Source organism: Achromobacter sp. UMC71 (assembly GCF_014170305.1).
Taxonomy (GTDB): Bacteria; Pseudomonadota; Gammaproteobacteria; order Burkholderiales; family Burkholderiaceae_B; genus Achromobacter.
Genome location: NZ_LZZT01000031.1, coordinates 162729 through 179715 on the forward strand (window position 1 = coordinate 162729; position 16987 = coordinate 179715).

The window sequence follows — 16987 nt, forward strand, 5'->3', positions numbered from 1 at the left end:
GCCCGGTATCTTATCGGAAGCGAGGGGCCGCCCAAGCGGGGGCCGCCCACGCGGCTTCGCCCTTGCAGCGGCCCGCGCCAGGTTTGCCGCCGTGCCCTAGAATGACGCCGTTGCCCCCATCCCTGCCCCAGGAACCCATCGCGCCATGCCCGGCGGATACATGCTCAATGGCGACTACGTCGCTCCGGCCCTGATCTTCATCGCCGTCCTGTTCGGGGTGCTGGCGCTGGGCATCGCCATCGGCAAACTGGCTCGCCGCGGCACCCGCCTGCAGTTGCTGCTGGCCTGGCTGCTGGCGCTGATCCTGCTGCCGCCCTGGATCCTGGCGCTGACCGCCGACGGCGACATCTTCGGCGTCGTGTTGATCGCCCGCTACGCCCTGGCCATCCCGGCGCTGGGCGCGCTGTGGTGGTTGCGCCGCAGCATCCACGCGTTCAAGGATCAGCGGCCGGCGCTGGCGCCGCTGCCGCGCAAACCCTGGCTGCTGGTGTTTCTGGCGCTGGCGCTGTTCGGCCTGCTGGACTATCTGTCGCGCCACCGCTACGACACCGCCGTATCGCTGAACGACACCATCGCCTCCATGGTTTTTATCGCTGCCGCCGTACTGTTGCTGGCAGGATGCGTCTGGGCCTTGCGCAGCAGCATACGTTGGTTAAGATTGGCGGGTCCCGGTGCGGCGACCGCGAATCCGCGGCGCTGACAGCCCGCTGAAATTAAATTGCCTATCGGCACGATTCAATCATTAAATTGGATTCCCTCCGCCGGTCCGGGCGAGAGTTATGCGCTTCGAGCATTGCCACATCAGTCATTCCCGAATTGATTTGGAGTCACTATGCAACAAAGCAGTCCGTCTACTCAGCTAAGCACTCAACACACCGAAACCGCCCCGCCTGAGCCGCCCAAAGTGCTGCAGGATCTGCTCGGGCGAGCGGACGTCCAGATCAACGGGTCGCGTCCCTGGGACATCCAGGTTCACGACAAGCACATGTACGAACGCGTCTTCGCCAGCTGGTCGCTGGGCCTGGGCGAGTCGTACATGGATGGCGAATGGGACTGCGAACAGCTCGACGAGCTCTTCACCCGCCTGCTGCGCGCCGACATGGGATCGGCCGCCCTGGGCCTGGCCCGCGTCAAGCTCATCGCCGAGCACCTGCGCCACAAGCTGTTCAACCTGCAATCGAAAAGCCGCGCCTTCGAGGTCGGCGAACAGCACTACGACGCCGGCAACGACGTATTCGAAGCCATGCTGGACAGCCGCATGATCTATTCCTGCGCCTTCTGGGAACACGCCGAAACGCTGGAAGACGCGCAGGAAGCCAAGCTGGACATGATCTGCCGCAAGCTGCAGCTCAAGCCGGGCGAAACCTTGCTGGACATCGGTTGCGGCTGGGGCGGCCTGGCCAAGTTCGCGGCCGAGCGCTACGGCGTCAAGGTCACGGGCGTGACGGTATCCAAGGAACAGCTGGCGCTGGCGCAGGAACGCGTGCGCGGCCTGCCGGTGGAACTGCTGCTGCAAGACTACCGCGACCTGCAAGGCAGCTTCGACAAGGTCGTGTCGGTGGGTATGTTCGAACACGTCGGCCCCAAGAACTACGACACCTACTTCACCCATGTGCAACGCCTGATGGCGCCCGGCGGCATCTTCCTGTTGCACACCATCGGCATCGCCTCGACCAGCCAGAGCACCGACCCCTGGATCGACCGCTACGTCTTCCCCAACGGCAAGCTGCCATCCGCCCGCGAGATCACCACCGCGGTCGAAGGCCGCTTCATCGTCGAAGACTGGCACAACTTCGGCGCCGACTACGACCGCACGCTGATGGCCTGGTGGGACCGCTTCCAGCGCGCCTGGCCACAGTTGCAGGAACGCTACGGCACGCGGTTCTACCGCATGTGGCAGTACTACCTGATGTGTTGCGCGGGCTTTTTCCGGTCGCGCGAGGGTCAGCTGTGGCAGGTGATCCTGACGCATCCGCAGCGCCAGGACATGTACCGGTCGCTGCGTTGAGCCTGTAGCCCCGGCGGCGCTTGCGCGGACTGAACCGCGCAAGCGCCGCCGGTTACGTCGCCCGACGGCTATGCGGCGGCGTCTTCCAGGATCATCTGCGCCGCCCGCTCGGCAATCATGATCGTCGGCGTATTGGTGTTGCCCGACGTGATGGTCGGCATGATGGACGCATCCGCCACGCGCAACCCCTGCAGGCCATGCACGCGCAAGCGCGCGTCCACCACTGCACCCTCGTCCGCCTTGCGGCCCATGGCGCAAGTACCCACCGGATGAAAGATGGTCGTGCCGATCTTGCCGGCCGCCTCGCGCAGCTCGGCCTCGGTCTGAAACGCCGGTCCCGGCAGCCATTCCTCGGGTTGATAGCGCTGCAACGCGGGCGCCGCGCTGATCCGACGCACCAGACGGATCGCATCCGCCGCCACTTTCAGGTCCTGCTCCTCGCGCAGATAGTTCGGCGAGATCGCCGGCGGCAAGGCGCCGTCCGGCCCCTGCGCATGCACGCTGCCGCGCGACACCGGACGCAAGTTGCACACGCTGGCGGTGAAGGCATCAAAGCCATGCAAGGGCTCGCCAAACGCGCCCAGCGACAGCGGCTGCACGTGGAATTCCAGATTCGCGCGCGCCTGGCCGGGGTCCGACTTCGCAAACGCCCCAAGCTGCGACGGCGCCATGCTCATCGGGCCGCTGCGGTTCAGCAGGTATTCCAGCCCGATGCCCGCCTTGCCCCACCAGGTCGAGGCGATGCGGTTCAGCGTCTTCACGCCCCGCACTTTCAGGATCACGCGCAATTGCAGGTGGTCCTGCAGATTCTCGCCCACGCCAGGCAGCGCGTGGCGCAGCATGATGCCACTTTCGCGCAGACGCGCAGGTTCGCCCACCCCGGACAGCTCCAGCAGTTGCGGCGTATTCACGGCGCCCGCTGCCAACACCACTTCGCGCGCGGCGCGCACGCTGACGGACTGGCCCTCGCGCCGCAACTTCACGCCCGCGCAGCGCGTGCCCTCGAACAGCAACTGCTCGGCGTGCGCGCCCGTCATCACGTGCAGATTGGCGCGCTGGCGCACGGGCCGCAAAAAAGCCTTGGCGGTATTCCAGCGCCAGCCGCGGCGCTGGTTCACGTCGAAATAGCCCACGCCGAAATTGTCGCCGCGGTTGAAGTCCTGCACCCGCGGAATGCCCTCTTGTTCGGCGGCGTCGGCAAAGGCATCCAGGATGTCCCAGCGCAAGCGCTGCGCCTCGACCCGCCATTCGCCGCCCGCGCCATGGCTATCGTCCGCGCCGCGGTAGTGGTCTTCGCTGCGCTTGAACACCGGCAGCACCTCGTCCCAGCGCCAGGCCGGATCGCCTGCGATCTCGGCCCAGTCGTCGTAGTCCTGCCGCTGGCCGCGCATGTAGATCATGCCGTTGATCGACGAGCAGCCGCCCAGCACGCGGCCGCGCGGATAGATCAGCGAACGCCCGCCCAGGCCCGGTTCGGCGCCGGTGCGGTACATCCAGTCCGTGCGCGGGTTGCCGATGCAATACAGGTAGCCCACCGGAATGTGGATCCAGTGGTAGTTGTCGCGTCCGCCTGCCTCCAGCAGCAGCACGCGCGTGGCCGGGTCGCGGCTCAGCCGGTTGGCCAGCACGCAGCCGGCCGACCCCGCACCCACGATGATGTAGTCGTATGTCTCCATTTGCGCTTCTTCTTTTAGGTGTCAAGTGGCTGCGCCACTGTCGCGCAGCCCGCGGCGGCTGTCCAATGAATTGTTGAAAAGCGCTTTATAAGCCTCTTTAATAATGGTATCGCCCGCCCCGGGCATCGCCGCCGGACCCGCCCCATGGATTTCAAGCACATTCGCACCTTCGCCGCCGTGGCACGCGAAGGCAACCTGACCCGCGCGGCGGAACACCTGCACCTGACGCAGCCGGCGCTCAGCCTGCAGCTCAAGAGCTTCCAGGAAGCGCTGGATCTGCCGCTGTTCACCCGCACCGCCCAGGGGCTGGCACCCAACGCCGACGGCCGTGCGCTGCTGCCGTCCGCGCAGCGGGTGCTGGACGCATTGGACGACTTCGAACGCGCCATCGGCGCGCTGCGCACCACCGTGCAGGGCGAACTGCGCCTGGGCACCATCCTGGACCCCGAATTCCTGCGCCTGGGCGCCACGTTGCAGTATCTGGTCGAGCACTACCCCAAGATCCGCCCGATGCTGCGCCACGGCATGTCCGGATCGGTCGGCCGCCAGGTGCGCGCGGGCGAGCTGGACGTGGGTTTCTTCCTGGGGCCGCAGGACGACACGCGCGGTCAGCCGGCGCTGCACGCCCTGCCGTTGGCGGCCTTCTCGTACTACGTCGTCGCGCCCAAGGGCTGGGGGCCGCAAGTGGCCGGGCGAGGCTGGCAGGAGATCGCGGCGCTGCCCTGGATCTGGACCCCGCCGGATTCCGTGCACCATCGTCTGCTGGCCGACAAATTCGGCCAACTGGGCATCACGCCCAACACGGTCGCTGAAGTGGACCAGGAAGCCTCGATGCTGGACCTGGTGCGCTCGGGCGTCGGCCTGACGCTGGCGCGCGATTCCATCGCGCTGCGCGAATCGCAGGCGCACGGGTTGGTGCTGGCGCCGGGCCTGGCGATCCAGGCGGAACTGGCCTTCATCACGCTGGCGTCGCGGCGGGAAGATCCGCTGGTCGCCGCGGCCTTCGCGGCGGTGCAAGCGGCGTTCGCTTAGCGGCCTGGATGCGCGGTGTGCCGCCGTCCCGTCGGCGCCCTGCTGCGGCGCCTCACCGGCGTCGCCAACACGCCCGCCCGGCGAACGGCACGCTGCGCGCGGCCCGCTCAGGTATGCTCGCAGCGACGCCCTGCATGCAGTGGGGCCCCACCAGGAGATTGCGCCATGCGCTGGCGGTTCCTCGCATCCAGCCTTGCCACGGTGATCGCCGTGACGTTCGCCAACCTCGCCCCTGCCCAGGCGGCCGCGCTCGCCACGCAAGCGGAGTGGACGCAGGCCGTGCATCGGCGCATCGCCAACCGCCTGAGCTTCCCGCGTGAGGCCCGCCACCTCAGCGGCGCGGTGGCGGTATCGCTCAAGATCACGGTGCTGCGCGACGGCACCGTCGACAACATCACGGTGGCAAAATCGTCAGGCGATAACGCCGTCGACAACGCCACCATCGCCATGGTCCAGCGCGCCGGGCCGCTGCCGGCCTTCTCCACCGACATGCAGGAAGGCAAAACGTCGCTGGTGGTGCCCGTGCGCTTCCAGCAGGAAGAAGACGACGCGCCCGCGCCGGCGCCGCGCCGCTATGTGGACCCGGCCACGCGCTTTGGCGTGACCGTTGCCGCGCCCTTCACGGTCGGCGCCGCGGGTGAATCCGGCCGATACGACGCCCTGATCGAAATCTCCAACCCCGGCGGCTTGCCGCCCATGGCCCCAGGCGCCAGATTCCTGTGCCGCGCGGGATTCAACGCCGCGCCAGCCGGCGCCGCCAACACCGCCGCCCCCAAGGGCGTCCAGGCCTTTGATGCCCTGGTCGCGGCGGCCACCCGCCAGCAGCGCAAGCTGCGCGGCACCATCGAAGAACTCGACGTGTTCGACCAGCCCGGCAGACGCGGCATCGACTATCTCGTTGCGCCGGGCGCGGGCCCGGGGCATGAAGATGCCCGGCAATACATCGCCGACTGGACCGTCCCGCAAGGCCGCATCCGCCTGGCCTGCGCCACCACGCGCGATGCCATGCCGGAGGCGTTGGCGACATTCCGTGCCATCCGCGATGCCGTGGCCGTGGACCGGCGCTGACCAATGCACCGGTCTAGCGGCCGTGCCAATAGCGGCGCGCCACCTCCCGCTGCGCCCATATCTCCAGCGCGTCGGGTCCGGATAGCGCCATCACCGCCCCATCCCGGTCACTGCGCCAGAACGCCGCCCCTGCCCGCGTCCAGCGTAGCTCCACGGCCCGCGCCGGATGCCGGAAGCGGTTCAAGTAGCCGGCCTGCGCGATCACGTGCGTGGCCTGCGACGTCTTCACCAGTTCCCGGCTCGACGAGGATGCGGACCCATGGTGCGGCGCCATCACCACATCCGCGGCGTCCAGGCCCCGTGACACCAGCTCGCGCTCTTGCGCCACGCCGATATCGCCTGTCAGCAGCAGCGCATGACGGACGCCGTCGATGCGCAGCACACAGCTGTCGGCGTTACGGTCCTTCACCCTTCCGCTCGGGCCGGCCGCGGGGTGCAGGAAAGTGAACCTCACACCGTCGGCTTCCCAACCGACCCCGCGTGCGCAACCCAGAACCTGCGCCGGCGGCGCATAAGACGCCCCGGCGCCGTCCGGCCATTGGCGCGCGTCGCGCCTCAGAAACGCCGCCAGGTCGAACGAGGTATAGCTGCGCGTCACGGGCACGGCCGCCAGCACCGACCGCGTGCCGCCCACATGGTCCGTATCCGCGTGCGACAACACCAGCACGTCCAGTTGCCCGATGCCGCGCGCCCGCAGGAATGGCGCGATCACCCGCTCGCCCGCATCGCTGCCGCTGAAACTGCGCGGCCCGGCATCGAACAGCAGCGCCTGAGTGGCGGTTTCCACCAGAATCGCACTGCCCTGCCCCACATCCATCGCGCTCATGCGCCAATAGCCCGGCTCGGGCCGGTCCGGCCGCCAGCACAGCAGCGGCACCATGCACACCCACCCCAGCCGCCGCGCCGGCCACCCTGGCGCCTGCAACGCCCAGGCCATGCCCGCCACCGCCAGCGCCAGCCACGGCCAGGGCGCCGCCGCCACTGAAAAACTGGCCCAGCGCGCGTTGCCCACCCAAGCCACCACCACCATCATCAAGTCAAACACGTAAAGGCCGCCTTGCCCGGCCATCGTCGCCACACCGGCCAACCCCGGCGTCACCGACAAGGCCGCGCATAGCAGCGCCAGCGGCGTCACCAGGAACGTGATCGCCGGAATCGCCACCGCGTTGGCCAGCGGCGACCCCAGCGACACCTGATGCACCAGATACGCCAGCAACGGCGTCAGCCCCAGCGTCACCGCCCACTGCAGCCGCGCCGCTTGCGCCAGCCCCGCCCGCCAACGCGCGATCCATCCCGCGTCCGCATCACGCAGCGCCTCGACCACGCGCAGCAAGATGGCGACGGCGCCGAACGACAGCCAAAAGCCCACGGCCATCGGCGCCCACGGATCCAGCGCCACCACGGCCGCGGCCGCGCACGCCAGGATGCGCCCTGCCGGGACCCGCAGCCGCGATACGGCGGCGGCCAGCACCACCGACAGCATGAAGAATGTGCGCCGCGCCGGCACGCCCCAGCCCGCGATCAGGCAATACCCCAAGGCCACCATCATCGCCGCCGCGCCGCCGGCAATGCGCGCGGGAATGAACTCGGCCAGGCCCGCCCCGCGCCAGCGCGCGCGCCGCCAGATCGCGGCCAGCAACAGCCCCGCGATGCCCGCAATGGACGTGACGTGCATGCCGCTGATCGACACCAGATGGGTAATCCCGCTGCGGTTGAAGATGCGCCAGTCGTCGCGCGCCACCCCGGCCTGATCGCCGATTGCAAGCGCGATCAGCACCGGCGCATAGCGGTGCTCGCCCAGCGCCTGCCGCATGCCCCGCCGCACATGATGGCGGGCGCGTTCAATCGCAACGCCTGCCGACGCCCAGGGCTGGTCGTCCAGCAAGCGGGGTTGCCCCCGCACGGTACCCGTCGCCCGCAGGCCGCGCGCAAACATCCGCGCCTCGTTGTCGGACGCATCGGGATTGAGCAGTCCGTTCGGCCGGCGCAAGACCAACGCCATGCGCCACACCTGGCCGGGCATCAGCATGGGCCGACCGGCCTTCCCGCCCGGCGGCGCCAGCCACGACACGAGGATGCGCGACGGAATGCCGGGTCTTGCCGGCGCCACCTGTTCGCCGACAAAGCGCTGCCCGCGCGCATCGCCATCCGGCAATTCCGCCACCCGCAGCACCAACCGCGCGACTTCGTTCTGGTGTTCGTCTGCCAACGCGTCGTCCAGCCGCCATTGCGCCTGCGCGGCGGCGTTGATAGCGCCCAGGCACAGGCCCAGGATCAACGCGGAGCAAAGCCCCAAGACGCGTCCCGGCCACCGCAGCCACGCTGCCAGCGCAGCAGCGCCCGCCCCTGCCGCCGCGACGTACGCCCCCGCACCGGGCAGCGCGGGCAGGCATTGCACCGCCCCCGCGCCCGCCACGAAAGCCAGGCAAAACAGCCGACCGTTGATGTCCGTCTCCTGAAACGAACAGCTTAGATCGGGCATCCTCTGCCGGGCATACTCTATGAACAGATTTGTCCACCTCCTCATACCCTGCACCGAAACAAGATCTAGGCCCGCAAGCCCTCACCCACGACGGATTGTCAGAGTCACGTCCTAACACCTGTAGCAGCAATTCATCCCGAGTCATCGACGCGCTTGAACTATCCCCAACATCTAGGCCTCAATTGCCATTAAGCAAGGGCTGCAGACCACTACTCAACGACTGCTGCAGCAGCTTCAACGCTTTTCTCTGTTGAGGCAGAAACCTGACCCCTGAATTCAAGGCTTGATCGATCACGGCTAACAGCAATAGGTTGAAGCGACTTTCAACCTTACCCGCGGCCGACTCGGCATCGTCTGTAACCCACTTGAAATTTATCTTGTGTTCTTTCCAGACCCGAGCGTCTGCCGATCGAAGCTTTGCCCCTCTAATTTCCGCCCACAAATACGTGGTGGGAACTGTGTCCACAGAATCTCCAGGGGACACGTCAAATCTCACGCCATAACTTACCCGTAGCCAATCTCTTGCATGCCCCAGTGCATGTCTGGCGAACGCAGAGACGTGACCGCCGTTCCTTAAACGGTTCTCAAACCAACCGTTCTCGTCGACCGCCGGTCGAGCAGACCGTGTTGGCTTAACACGGTTCCATACGGAAAAATCTATACTCGCCGCCTTTGATCTGCGAACTCCGTTTTCACCATGCACTTTCTCGCCCGCCATGCGCCATGCCGCCTTGAAATGTCCATGAAATACGCCGGACGTCAACTGCATATTCTTCAGCAGACTGGAGAACTCGGCCGGGCCGTTGACGTTATTAGCGCCAAATTCACCATGACAAACCAGGCGCTTCAAATAGCGAATCAAAGAGCTTCCATTGATTTCCTGCATCGCGTTACCTTCTTCCTCCAAGTACTTGACCAACATGTCGACAAGGTCGGATTCTTCTGCAAACGGCCGCAAATGACGCGTCAGAGCATCCCAGCGGCAGACCACCAGATCCTCGGCACGGTATAGCTCGCGCGATAAAACCAATACATGTCGCTTGCTATCAAACCTGTTCCGCCACACTCGATAATCAGCTAATTGCGCCGGCTTCAGATCCGTCTCTGGCAACGGCTTGTCGTGATATTTAATCTCGACCAACACGACGGGCTCATCGTCATCAGCCCGAAATACCGCCAGATCCGCCCGACGCCAACCATTCTGACCTCTGAACGAGTACTCCGCTTCGAACCTGGCATTCCTCAAGTCTTTGTGCGAAATGCCAAAGGTTCTTGATAGAAAAGATGTGAGCGTATTCGGTCGTCGAGTCCCAACCTCCTGCAAAATCAAGCCAAGATGCCGGCCATATACATCGGCCGAAAACCAGTTCTGAATCGAGCCAAAGAAACTGACCAATACAGCCTCCGTAAGTATGTCCGTCGCGCGTGAAGTGTCCACGCGCTGCCAAGCGACCTCTCAACTATTCGGCCCCTCGAGAGGAATTTCCATCCATATATACGGCAGAACATGAGATAGCTTTAGTCATTCGCCTTGACAATCCCCCTGCCCCCTCCGAACATAGCCCCATCCACCCGGGGAGCTTCGGCAAGAAGCTGAGAATCCGATGGCAGGGCTGGCGTCCAGACGCCCGCCCTGCGGCGCGCAGACCCGTTGAACCTGATCCAGACAATACTGGCGTAGGGATGGTGCGGCTCCGCAAACGCGCCCCGGATCACGGCGCAACCTCCTGCCGTCCCTCCCTGCCCAGTCCTTTCCTTCAGCAAGGACCCGCCGGCATGACGCAATCCTCCACCTTCTTACTGGCCCAGGCCTCGCAGGATCTCTACGCTACCGTGCGCCGCGATGCGCCGCTGGTGCAGTGCCTGACCAATTTCGTGTCCATGAACACGGCCGCCAACACCCTGCTGGCCATGGGCGCATCGCCCGCGATGGTGCATGCCGTGGAAGAAGCTCCGGAATTCGCCCGCATCAGCGGCGCCGTGGTGATCAATATCGGCACCCTGTCGGCCCCTTGGCTGGAGAGCATGCTGAAGACCGCCGCGTCGGCGTCCCGGGCCGGCACACCCTGGGTGCTGGATCCGGTCGCGCACCACGCTACGGCATTCCGCCGCGATGCGGTGCAGCGACTGCTGGCCCTGCGGCCCGCGGTGATCCGCGGCAACGCCTCGGAAATCATCGCCCTGGCCGGCGGCCAAAGCGCCAGCCAGGGCGTGGACGCGCGCGACCCGGTGCAATTGGCGGAACAGGCGGCGCGCGACCTCGCGCGGACGCAGCAGACCGTGGTCGCGGTAACGGGAGAAGTGGATTTCGTGACGGACGGCACGCGCGAGGTGCGCGTTACCGGCGGTTCACCGTTGATGCCGCAAGTCACCGCCACGGGGTGCGCGTTGACGGCGGTCGTCGGCGCGTTCGTGGCGGTCTCGCGGGGCGATGCCTACACCGCGGCAGTGGCGGCGTTGTCCTGCTTCGGCATCGCCGGCCGCCGCGCCGGGCAGCTGGCGGACGGCCCCGGCTCGTTCGCCTGGCGTTTTCTTGATGCATTGGCCGCGCTGGAGATCGACAGCCTGACGCGGGAATCACCCTTGCGCTGACACGTCACCCGCCAGCACGCCCTGATCCGCCTTACATCCGGTACTGCAGACTCAGCATCGCATTGCGCGGCGCGCCCGGCATGTTCAGGTTCGGGCTGCTGCCGTGCGCCGACACGATGTACCCCGCGTCGAACAGGTTGTACACGTTCAGCTGCACCGAATACGGCCCCTGGCGCCACCACGCGGCCGCGTCCGCGGTGACGTAGCCCGGCAGCTTGACCGTGTTGCCCGGGTTGGCGAAACGTCCACCCACCAGGTTCAGGCCGGCGCCCACGCCAAAGCCTTCGCCCAGGTCCTTGGTCACCCACACGTTGCCGGCGTGGCGCGGCGTCAGCGTGGCGCGCTTGCCTTCGACGTCCTTGCCGGCGTCGCGGGCCACCGACTGCGTCACCCGGGCGTCCAGGTAGGCGTAGCCCAGCATCGCGCGCCAGCCATTGGACAGGTCGCCCGACAGGGTCCACTCGGCGCCGTCGGTGCGTTGGGTGCCCACCGGTACCAGCGTGTTGGTCACGGGGTTGGTGACCTTGATGTCGGTGCGTTCCAGACGGAACACGGACACGGTGGTCGACAGCTTGCCGTCCAGGAAGTCGTACTTGGCGCCGACCTCGTAGTTGGTGGTTTTTTCCGGCGCCAGGTCGACGTTGTTGGCGGCCAGCGCGAAGGCTTCGCCCGACGGCTGGTACGAGCGGCTCCACGACACGTAGTAGGACTGCACGGTGTCGGGTTGGAACACCAGGCCCAGGCGCGGGCTCAGGTTGGAATCGGTGCGCTGCAGGTTCTGGCCGCTGCGGCGGTCTTCGGTCTTCTGCTCGAAGCGGTCGTGGCGCACGCCGCCCAGCACCTTCCAGTATTCGCCCAGCGACACCATGTCCTGCACGTACAGGCCCAGCGTGTTGAAGCGGCCCAGGCTGTCGGAACCCGGCGCGCCCTTCACCTGGCGCTGCAGCGTCGGCAGTTGCGGATCAAACAGGTTCACGGTGGCGACGTTGGCGGCCGAGTAGTTCACCAGGTCCTTGTTCTGCTGGCCGACTTCGACACCGTACAGGATGTCGTGCCGCACCGCCCCCCATTGCACGCGCTGCATCAGTTCGGTCTGGTTGGTCCAGCCGTGTTCATCGCGCAGCACGTTGCCATGCGTCAGCGACACAGTCTGCGCGGCCTCATTGACGGTACCCGGCAGCGTGTTGTTGCGGTTCAGCGTGTAGTGGTAGTAGCGCGTGGCGTTGCGCAGCGACCAGTTGTCGTTGAAGCGGTGCGTCAGCGTGCCGGCATAGGACTGCACCCGGGTCTGCGTGTAGTCGGTGTCGCGCGCGTTTGCGGCGCCGTAGTAGGTCGACGGGTCCACATCCACCGGCCGGCCGTGGTAGGCCGGAATGCCGAAGTCGGTCAGGCGGCGGTCTTCCAGGAACTCGGTCTGGATCAGGTAGGTGGTGTTCTCGCCCAGCTTGAACTGGGCCGACGGCGCGATGGCCTTGCGGTCGATGAATTGCTTGTCGCGGTAGCTGTCGCCCTTTTCCACGGCGCCGGTCAGGCGCCACGACATGCTGCCGCTTTCGTTGGACCGGCCCAGGTCCACATCCAGCCGGCGGTCATTCCACGAGCCGTAGCTCAGGCCCACCTGCGAGATGTCCTCGCCCGGCTTCTTGGTGACGCGGTTGATCAGGCCGCCCGACGAGCCACGGCCGTACAGCACCGCCGCCGGGCCCTTGATCACGTCGATGCGCTCGACGTTGGACAGGTCGCGGTAGTACAGCGCGTCGTCGCGGAAGCCGTCGACGAACTGGTCGGCGATGGCGGTGAAGCCGCGGATCGACACCTGGTCGCGCTGGCCGTCGCCGGTGGAAAAACTGACGCCCGGCACGTTCTTCAGCGCGTCCTGCACCGACATCGCGTGCTGGTCGCGCAGCACTTGCGCCGGCACGACGTTCACGGTCTGCGGAATGTCGCGCAGCGGGGCATCGATCTTGGTGGCGCTGGTGGACGCCGGCGGGTTGTAGCTCTGTTCGGTGTCCGCCTGCCCCGTGACGCTGATGGCGGGCAAGGTGGCGGTGGGCGCGGCGCTTTGGCCGTGGGCGGGGGCCGAGGCGGCCAGGGGCGCCAGGGCAAGCAAGGCGGCAGAGAGGGAGCGAGGGGCGTGCATGGCCAGCGAGGTCTTTCTGAAGTCGTTTGAAATGAAAGGATTCGCCATTCTCTTGACAATGAGAATCTGTCGCAATCGTTTTATCGTTTCGTTGTCGGCAGGCCACGATAAATAAGACACCCGTCTAATTCAGATGCTTTTCAGCTTGTGCATGGCACGCGGGCGCGACGTCGGTTGTCACCGTTCCGGGCACCACCGAGCTGCGCGCTCCCCCTGCGTCGGGCGCGGGCAAGCGGCGGCGGGGACAAACGCCGCCGCAACCACGCCCGTTCAGCGGTAGTACACGCAGATGCGCTTGCCGCCGATCTCGTGCACGTCGATCGGCAGCTCGTACAAGGCGCCCAGCACCTCGGGCCGGATCAGTTCGGCCGGGGTGCCATGGTGCGCCACCCTGCCTGCCTTCATCGCCACGATGCGATCCGAATAGACCGAGGCGAAGTTGATGTCATGCAGCACCAGCACCACCGTCTTGCCCAATTCATCGGCGGCGCGCCGCAGCGTGCCCATCATGGCTACCGCGTGCTTCATGTCCAGGCTGTTCAGCGGCTCGTCCAGCACCACGTAGCGCGTGTCCTGGCACAACACCATCGCCACGAAGGCGCGTTGGCGCTGGCCGCCGGACATCTCGTCCAGGTAGCGGTCCGCCAAGGGTTCCAGGTCCAGATAGGCGATGGCGCGGTCGATGTGGACCTTGTCGTCCAGCGTCAGCCGCCCGCCGCTGTGCGGATAGCGGCCGAACGCCACCAGGTCGCGCACCGTCAGGCGCAGCGGTAGGTGATTGTCCTGCCGCAGGATGGACAGGCGCCGCGCGAGCTCGCGGCTGTCGGTCCGGGTAACGTCCAGGCCGTCGACCTGGATCTGGCCGGCCGACGTCGGCAGCAGGCGGCTGATCATCGACAGCAGCGTCGACTTGCCAGCGCCGTTGGGGCCGATGATGGCGGTCACGCCGCCCGCCGGCAGCGCCAGCGTCACCTGGTCGACCACCACGTTGCTATCGTATTGCTTGCTGACTTGCTGGATATCGATCATTGGCGTCCCCTGCGCAAGATCAGGGCCAGGAACATCACTCCGCCCACGAATTCAATCACCACGCTGACGGTCGTGCTCAAACCCAGCACCCGTTCCAGCAACGTCTGGCCGCCCACCAGGAAGATCACGCTCAGCAGCACCGCGGCCGGCACGGTATGGCGGTGCCTGTCCGACCCCATCGCCTGGTACGCCAGGTTGCTGACCAGCAGGCCGAAGAAGGTCACCGGCCCGACCAGCGCCGTGGACACCGACACCAGCACCGCGATCGCCGCCAGCGTCAGCAACAACGTGCGACGGTAGTCCACGCCCAGGTTCAGGGATATCTCGCGGCCCAGCGCCAGCACGTCGTAGCGCCGGCGCATGTGCCAGACCAGCCATGTTGCCGCCGCCACCGCCGCCAGCGCGATCGGCAACAGGCCCGTGCGCACCGTATTGAAATTGGCGAACATGCGGTCCTGCAGCACCAGGAATTCATTCGGGTCGATCAGCCGCACCACAAAGCTGGACAGGCTGCGAAACAGCAGGCCGAAGATAATGCCCACCAGCATCATCAAATGCAGGCTTCGCACCGCGTCCGTGAACAACCACCGGAACAGCAGGCAGGCAAACGCCGTCATGGCGCACACTTCCAGCGCAAAGGCCGCCACCGGATGATTCACCGCGCCGGCCATCTGGCCAAAGCCGAACACCACCACCGACTGGATCAGCAGGTACAGCGAATCAAAGCCCATGATGGCGGGCGTCAGGATGCGGTTGTGGGTTATCGTCTGGAACAGCACCGACGACACCGCGACGGCGTACGCCACCAGCAGCATCGCCGCCAGCTTGCCGCCGCGAAATGGCAGCACGAACGACCACTTGCCGTTGGCGCCCAGCGTCATGAAGCCGCCGATGCAGACCAGCGCGGCCACGGCCAGCAGGGCCAGGCGCCAGGCCTGGGGCGAACGCGGCGCCAAGGCGCGCAAGACGGCGTCAGCCACGGCGCCCCCTGCGGCTGCGCAGCAAGCACAGGAACAGAACGCTGCCGACCACGCCCACCACTGTGCCCAGCGGAATCTCGTAGGGGTGGATCACCAGGCGGCCGATGATATCGCAGGCCAGCACGAAGACGCCGCCCAGCACCGCCACCCAGGGAATCGACCGCCGCATGTTGTCGCCCAGCATCAGGCTGACGGCGTTAGGCACGATCAGGCCCAGGAACGGGATGCCACCCGCCGTCACCACCACCACGGCGGAAATCGCCGACACGATGAGCAAGCCAACCAGCGTCAGCCGCGCGTGGTTCAGGCCCAGGTTGGCGGCGAACTCACGCCCCATGCCGGCCACCGTGTAGCGGTCGGCCGCCAGGTAAGCCGCCGCGGCCAGGCCGAAGCCGAGCCACAAGAGTTCATAGCGGCCGCGCAGCACGCCCGAGAAATCGCCGGTGGTCCAGGCGTGCAGCGATTGCAGCAGGTCGTAGCGGTAGGCCACGAAAGTGGTCACCGCGTGGATCACGCCGCCCAGGATCAGGCCGATCAGCGGCACGATGAAAGGCGTGCGCAAGGGCACGCGCCGCAACAACGCCAGGAACAGCAGCGTGCCCGCCAGCGCGAACGCCGTGGCCGTCAACATCTTGCCGATCACCGGCGTGTCCGGCGCCAGCAGCGTCACGGCCAGGATGCCCAGCGTGGCCGATTCCACCGTGCCGGCGGTGGTGGGCTCGACATAGCGGTTGCGCACCAGCATCTGCATGATCAGCCCGGCCACCGCCAGCGACATACCCGCCAGCAGCAAGGCCAGCGTGCGCGGCACGCGGCTGACCAGCAGCAGGCGCCAGGCGCGCTCGGCGTCCGGCCCGCCGGTCAGCGCGGCGAACGAGAACGAGCCTGCCCCCAGGCTGACGCTGGCCGCGCACAGCCCCAGCAGCAACAGCAGCAACGTCGCCAATCCCGCCCAGCCCTTGATCGCCCCGCCAGCCTTCACCCGCCCGCCCTCATCATGCGCGCCATGGGCTTACTTCGCCGCCGACAACGCGCGGGCGATGTCGTCCACGTTCTGCTGCATGGCGGTCAAACCGGCGCTGCCCAGCAGATACCAATTGAAGCCGTTCAGGTAGACCACGCGCTGGTTCTTCCAGGCCTTGGTCGGCCGGATCAGGTCGTTGTCCAACATGCGCTGGGCCGACGTGCCTTCGCGGCCGATCGCCGCATCGCGGTCGATCACGAAGAGCCAGTCCGGATCGGTCTGGGCGATGAACTCGAACGAAATCGCCTGGCCGTGGTTCGACACGTTCAGATCCTTGGCTGCCGGCGCGATGCCAAAGGCGTCGTGGATCACGCCAAAGCGCGAACCCGGGCCGTAGGCGCTCATCTTGCCGCCGGTCGTCAGCACGATCAGGCCGGTGCCCGCCTTGGCGGCCTGGCCGTGCAGCGCCGCGATCGACGCGCGCAGCACATCCAGCTTTTGCTTGGCCAACGCCTCTTTGCCGTAGATGGCAGCCAGCGTCCCGGTGTTGCGCACGACGCTGCCCACCAGGTCCTTGGCGTCGGCTGTCAGGTCCACCGTGGGCGCCAGCTTGGCCAGTTCGTCGTACTTGGGCGCCGAGCGCCCGGCCACCAAGATGACCTGCGGCGCGGCCGCGTGGATCACTTCGTAGTTCGGCTCGAACATGCTGCCGACCTTCAGGTAGCGCTTGTCGGCGTATTGGCTCAGTTGCGGCGGTAGCTTGGCGGCCGTCGGCACGCCGGTCACGTCCACGCCCAGCGCGTGCAGGGTATCCAGCACGGCCAGGTCCAGCACCACGGTCTTGGTCGGATTCTGCGGCACGGCGGTTTCACCGCGCGCATGCTTGACCGGCACGGTCTGGGCCGCGCATACCGCACTGGCCGCGCTCAGGGCCAGCACCGCCCCGGCGCGTGCCAACCAACGGCCTGCGCGTCCCGCATCTGCTTGCATCGTCATCATCATCATTACCTCTGGAT

General features: G+C 66.7%; 13 protein-coding genes and 1 riboswitch. Of the genes, 5 read left to right on the top strand and 8 right to left on the bottom strand.

Annotated elements, in window-relative coordinates:
• The first annotated feature begins 145 nt into the window (after positions 1-145).
• Positions 146-700, top strand: a complete 555-nt coding sequence (locus A9974_RS14920) for a hypothetical protein (protein WP_183004948.1) — start codon at positions 146-148, stop codon at positions 698-700.
• Positions 701-832: 132 nt separating this feature from the next.
• Positions 833-2008, top strand: coding sequence for a cyclopropane fatty acyl phospholipid synthase (cfa, locus tag A9974_RS14925; RefSeq protein ID WP_183004949.1), 1176 nt, complete (start codon positions 833-835; stop codon positions 2006-2008).
• A gap of 68 nt (positions 2009-2076) precedes the next feature.
• Here cfa and A9974_RS14930 read toward each other — a convergent pair whose 3' ends face one another.
• Positions 2077-3684, bottom strand: coding sequence for a GMC family oxidoreductase (locus tag A9974_RS14930; protein ID WP_183004950.1), 1608 nt, complete (start codon positions 3682-3684; stop codon positions 2077-2079).
• 144 nt (positions 3685-3828) lie between these two features.
• On the opposite strand from A9974_RS14930, the gene A9974_RS14935 reads away from it, so the two are divergent.
• Together A9974_RS14935 and A9974_RS14940 are read left to right on the top strand one after the other, a co-directional pair.
• Entirely contained in the window at positions 3829-4716 is an 888-nt protein-coding gene (locus A9974_RS14935) for a LysR family transcriptional regulator (RefSeq protein WP_183004951.1), read from the top strand.
• Positions 4717-4881: 165 nt separating this feature from the next.
• Positions 4882-5784 carry an energy transducer TonB gene (locus tag A9974_RS14940; RefSeq protein WP_183004952.1) on the top strand — a complete coding sequence of 301 codons (903 nt, stop codon included), beginning with the start codon at positions 4882-4884 and terminating at the stop codon, positions 5782-5784.
• Between the two features lie 13 nt (positions 5785-5797).
• Here the strand turns inward: A9974_RS14940 and A9974_RS14945 are convergent, their stop codons facing one another.
• Both A9974_RS14945 and A9974_RS14950 read right to left on the bottom strand, forming a co-directional pair.
• Positions 5798-8266: a DNA internalization-related competence protein ComEC/Rec2 gene (locus A9974_RS14945; protein ID WP_183004953.1), complete on the bottom strand. Its 2469-nt coding sequence runs from the start codon at positions 8264-8266 to the stop codon at positions 5798-5800.
• Between the two features lie 178 nt (positions 8267-8444).
• Positions 8445-9662: a hypothetical protein gene (locus A9974_RS14950; protein ID WP_183004954.1), complete on the bottom strand. Its 1218-nt coding sequence runs from the start codon at positions 9660-9662 to the stop codon at positions 8445-8447.
• A gap of 167 nt (positions 9663-9829) precedes the next feature.
• Positions 9830-9968: riboswitch (TPP riboswitch) on the top strand.
• 74 nt (positions 9969-10042) lie between these two features.
• Between A9974_RS14950 and thiM the strand changes: the two genes are divergently transcribed.
• Positions 10043-10858 (top strand): hydroxyethylthiazole kinase, encoded by an 816-nt coding sequence (gene thiM / locus A9974_RS14955; RefSeq protein WP_183004955.1) that lies wholly within the window; start codon positions 10043-10045, stop codon positions 10856-10858.
• Between the two features lie 31 nt (positions 10859-10889).
• Here thiM and A9974_RS14960 read toward each other — a convergent pair whose 3' ends face one another.
• The 5 genes from A9974_RS14960 to A9974_RS14980 form a co-directional block, all read right to left on the bottom strand.
• Positions 10890-12998, bottom strand: a complete 2109-nt coding sequence (locus A9974_RS14960; protein ID WP_183004956.1) for a TonB-dependent siderophore receptor — start codon at positions 12996-12998, stop codon at positions 10890-10892.
• A gap of 270 nt (positions 12999-13268) precedes the next feature.
• Positions 13269-14027 (bottom strand): ABC transporter ATP-binding protein, encoded by a 759-nt coding sequence (locus A9974_RS14965; protein ID WP_183004957.1) that lies wholly within the window; start codon positions 14025-14027, stop codon positions 13269-13271.
• A complete protein-coding gene (locus A9974_RS14970) occupies positions 14024-15007 on the bottom strand; it encodes an iron chelate uptake ABC transporter family permease subunit (RefSeq protein WP_183004958.1) in 984 nt (327 codons plus the stop codon). Before A9974_RS14970 ends, A9974_RS14965 begins: the two co-directional genes overlap by 4 nt.
• Positions 15000-15989: an iron chelate uptake ABC transporter family permease subunit gene (locus A9974_RS14975; protein WP_183004959.1), complete on the bottom strand. Its 990-nt coding sequence runs from the start codon at positions 15987-15989 to the stop codon at positions 15000-15002. Before A9974_RS14975 ends, A9974_RS14970 begins: the two co-directional genes overlap by 8 nt.
• 30 nt (positions 15990-16019) lie before the next feature.
• On the bottom strand, positions 16020-16967 hold the full coding sequence (locus tag A9974_RS14980) for a siderophore ABC transporter substrate-binding protein (protein ID WP_183004960.1): 948 nt from the start codon (positions 16965-16967) through the stop codon (positions 16020-16022).
• Between the last annotated feature and the right edge of the window lie 20 nt (positions 16968-16987).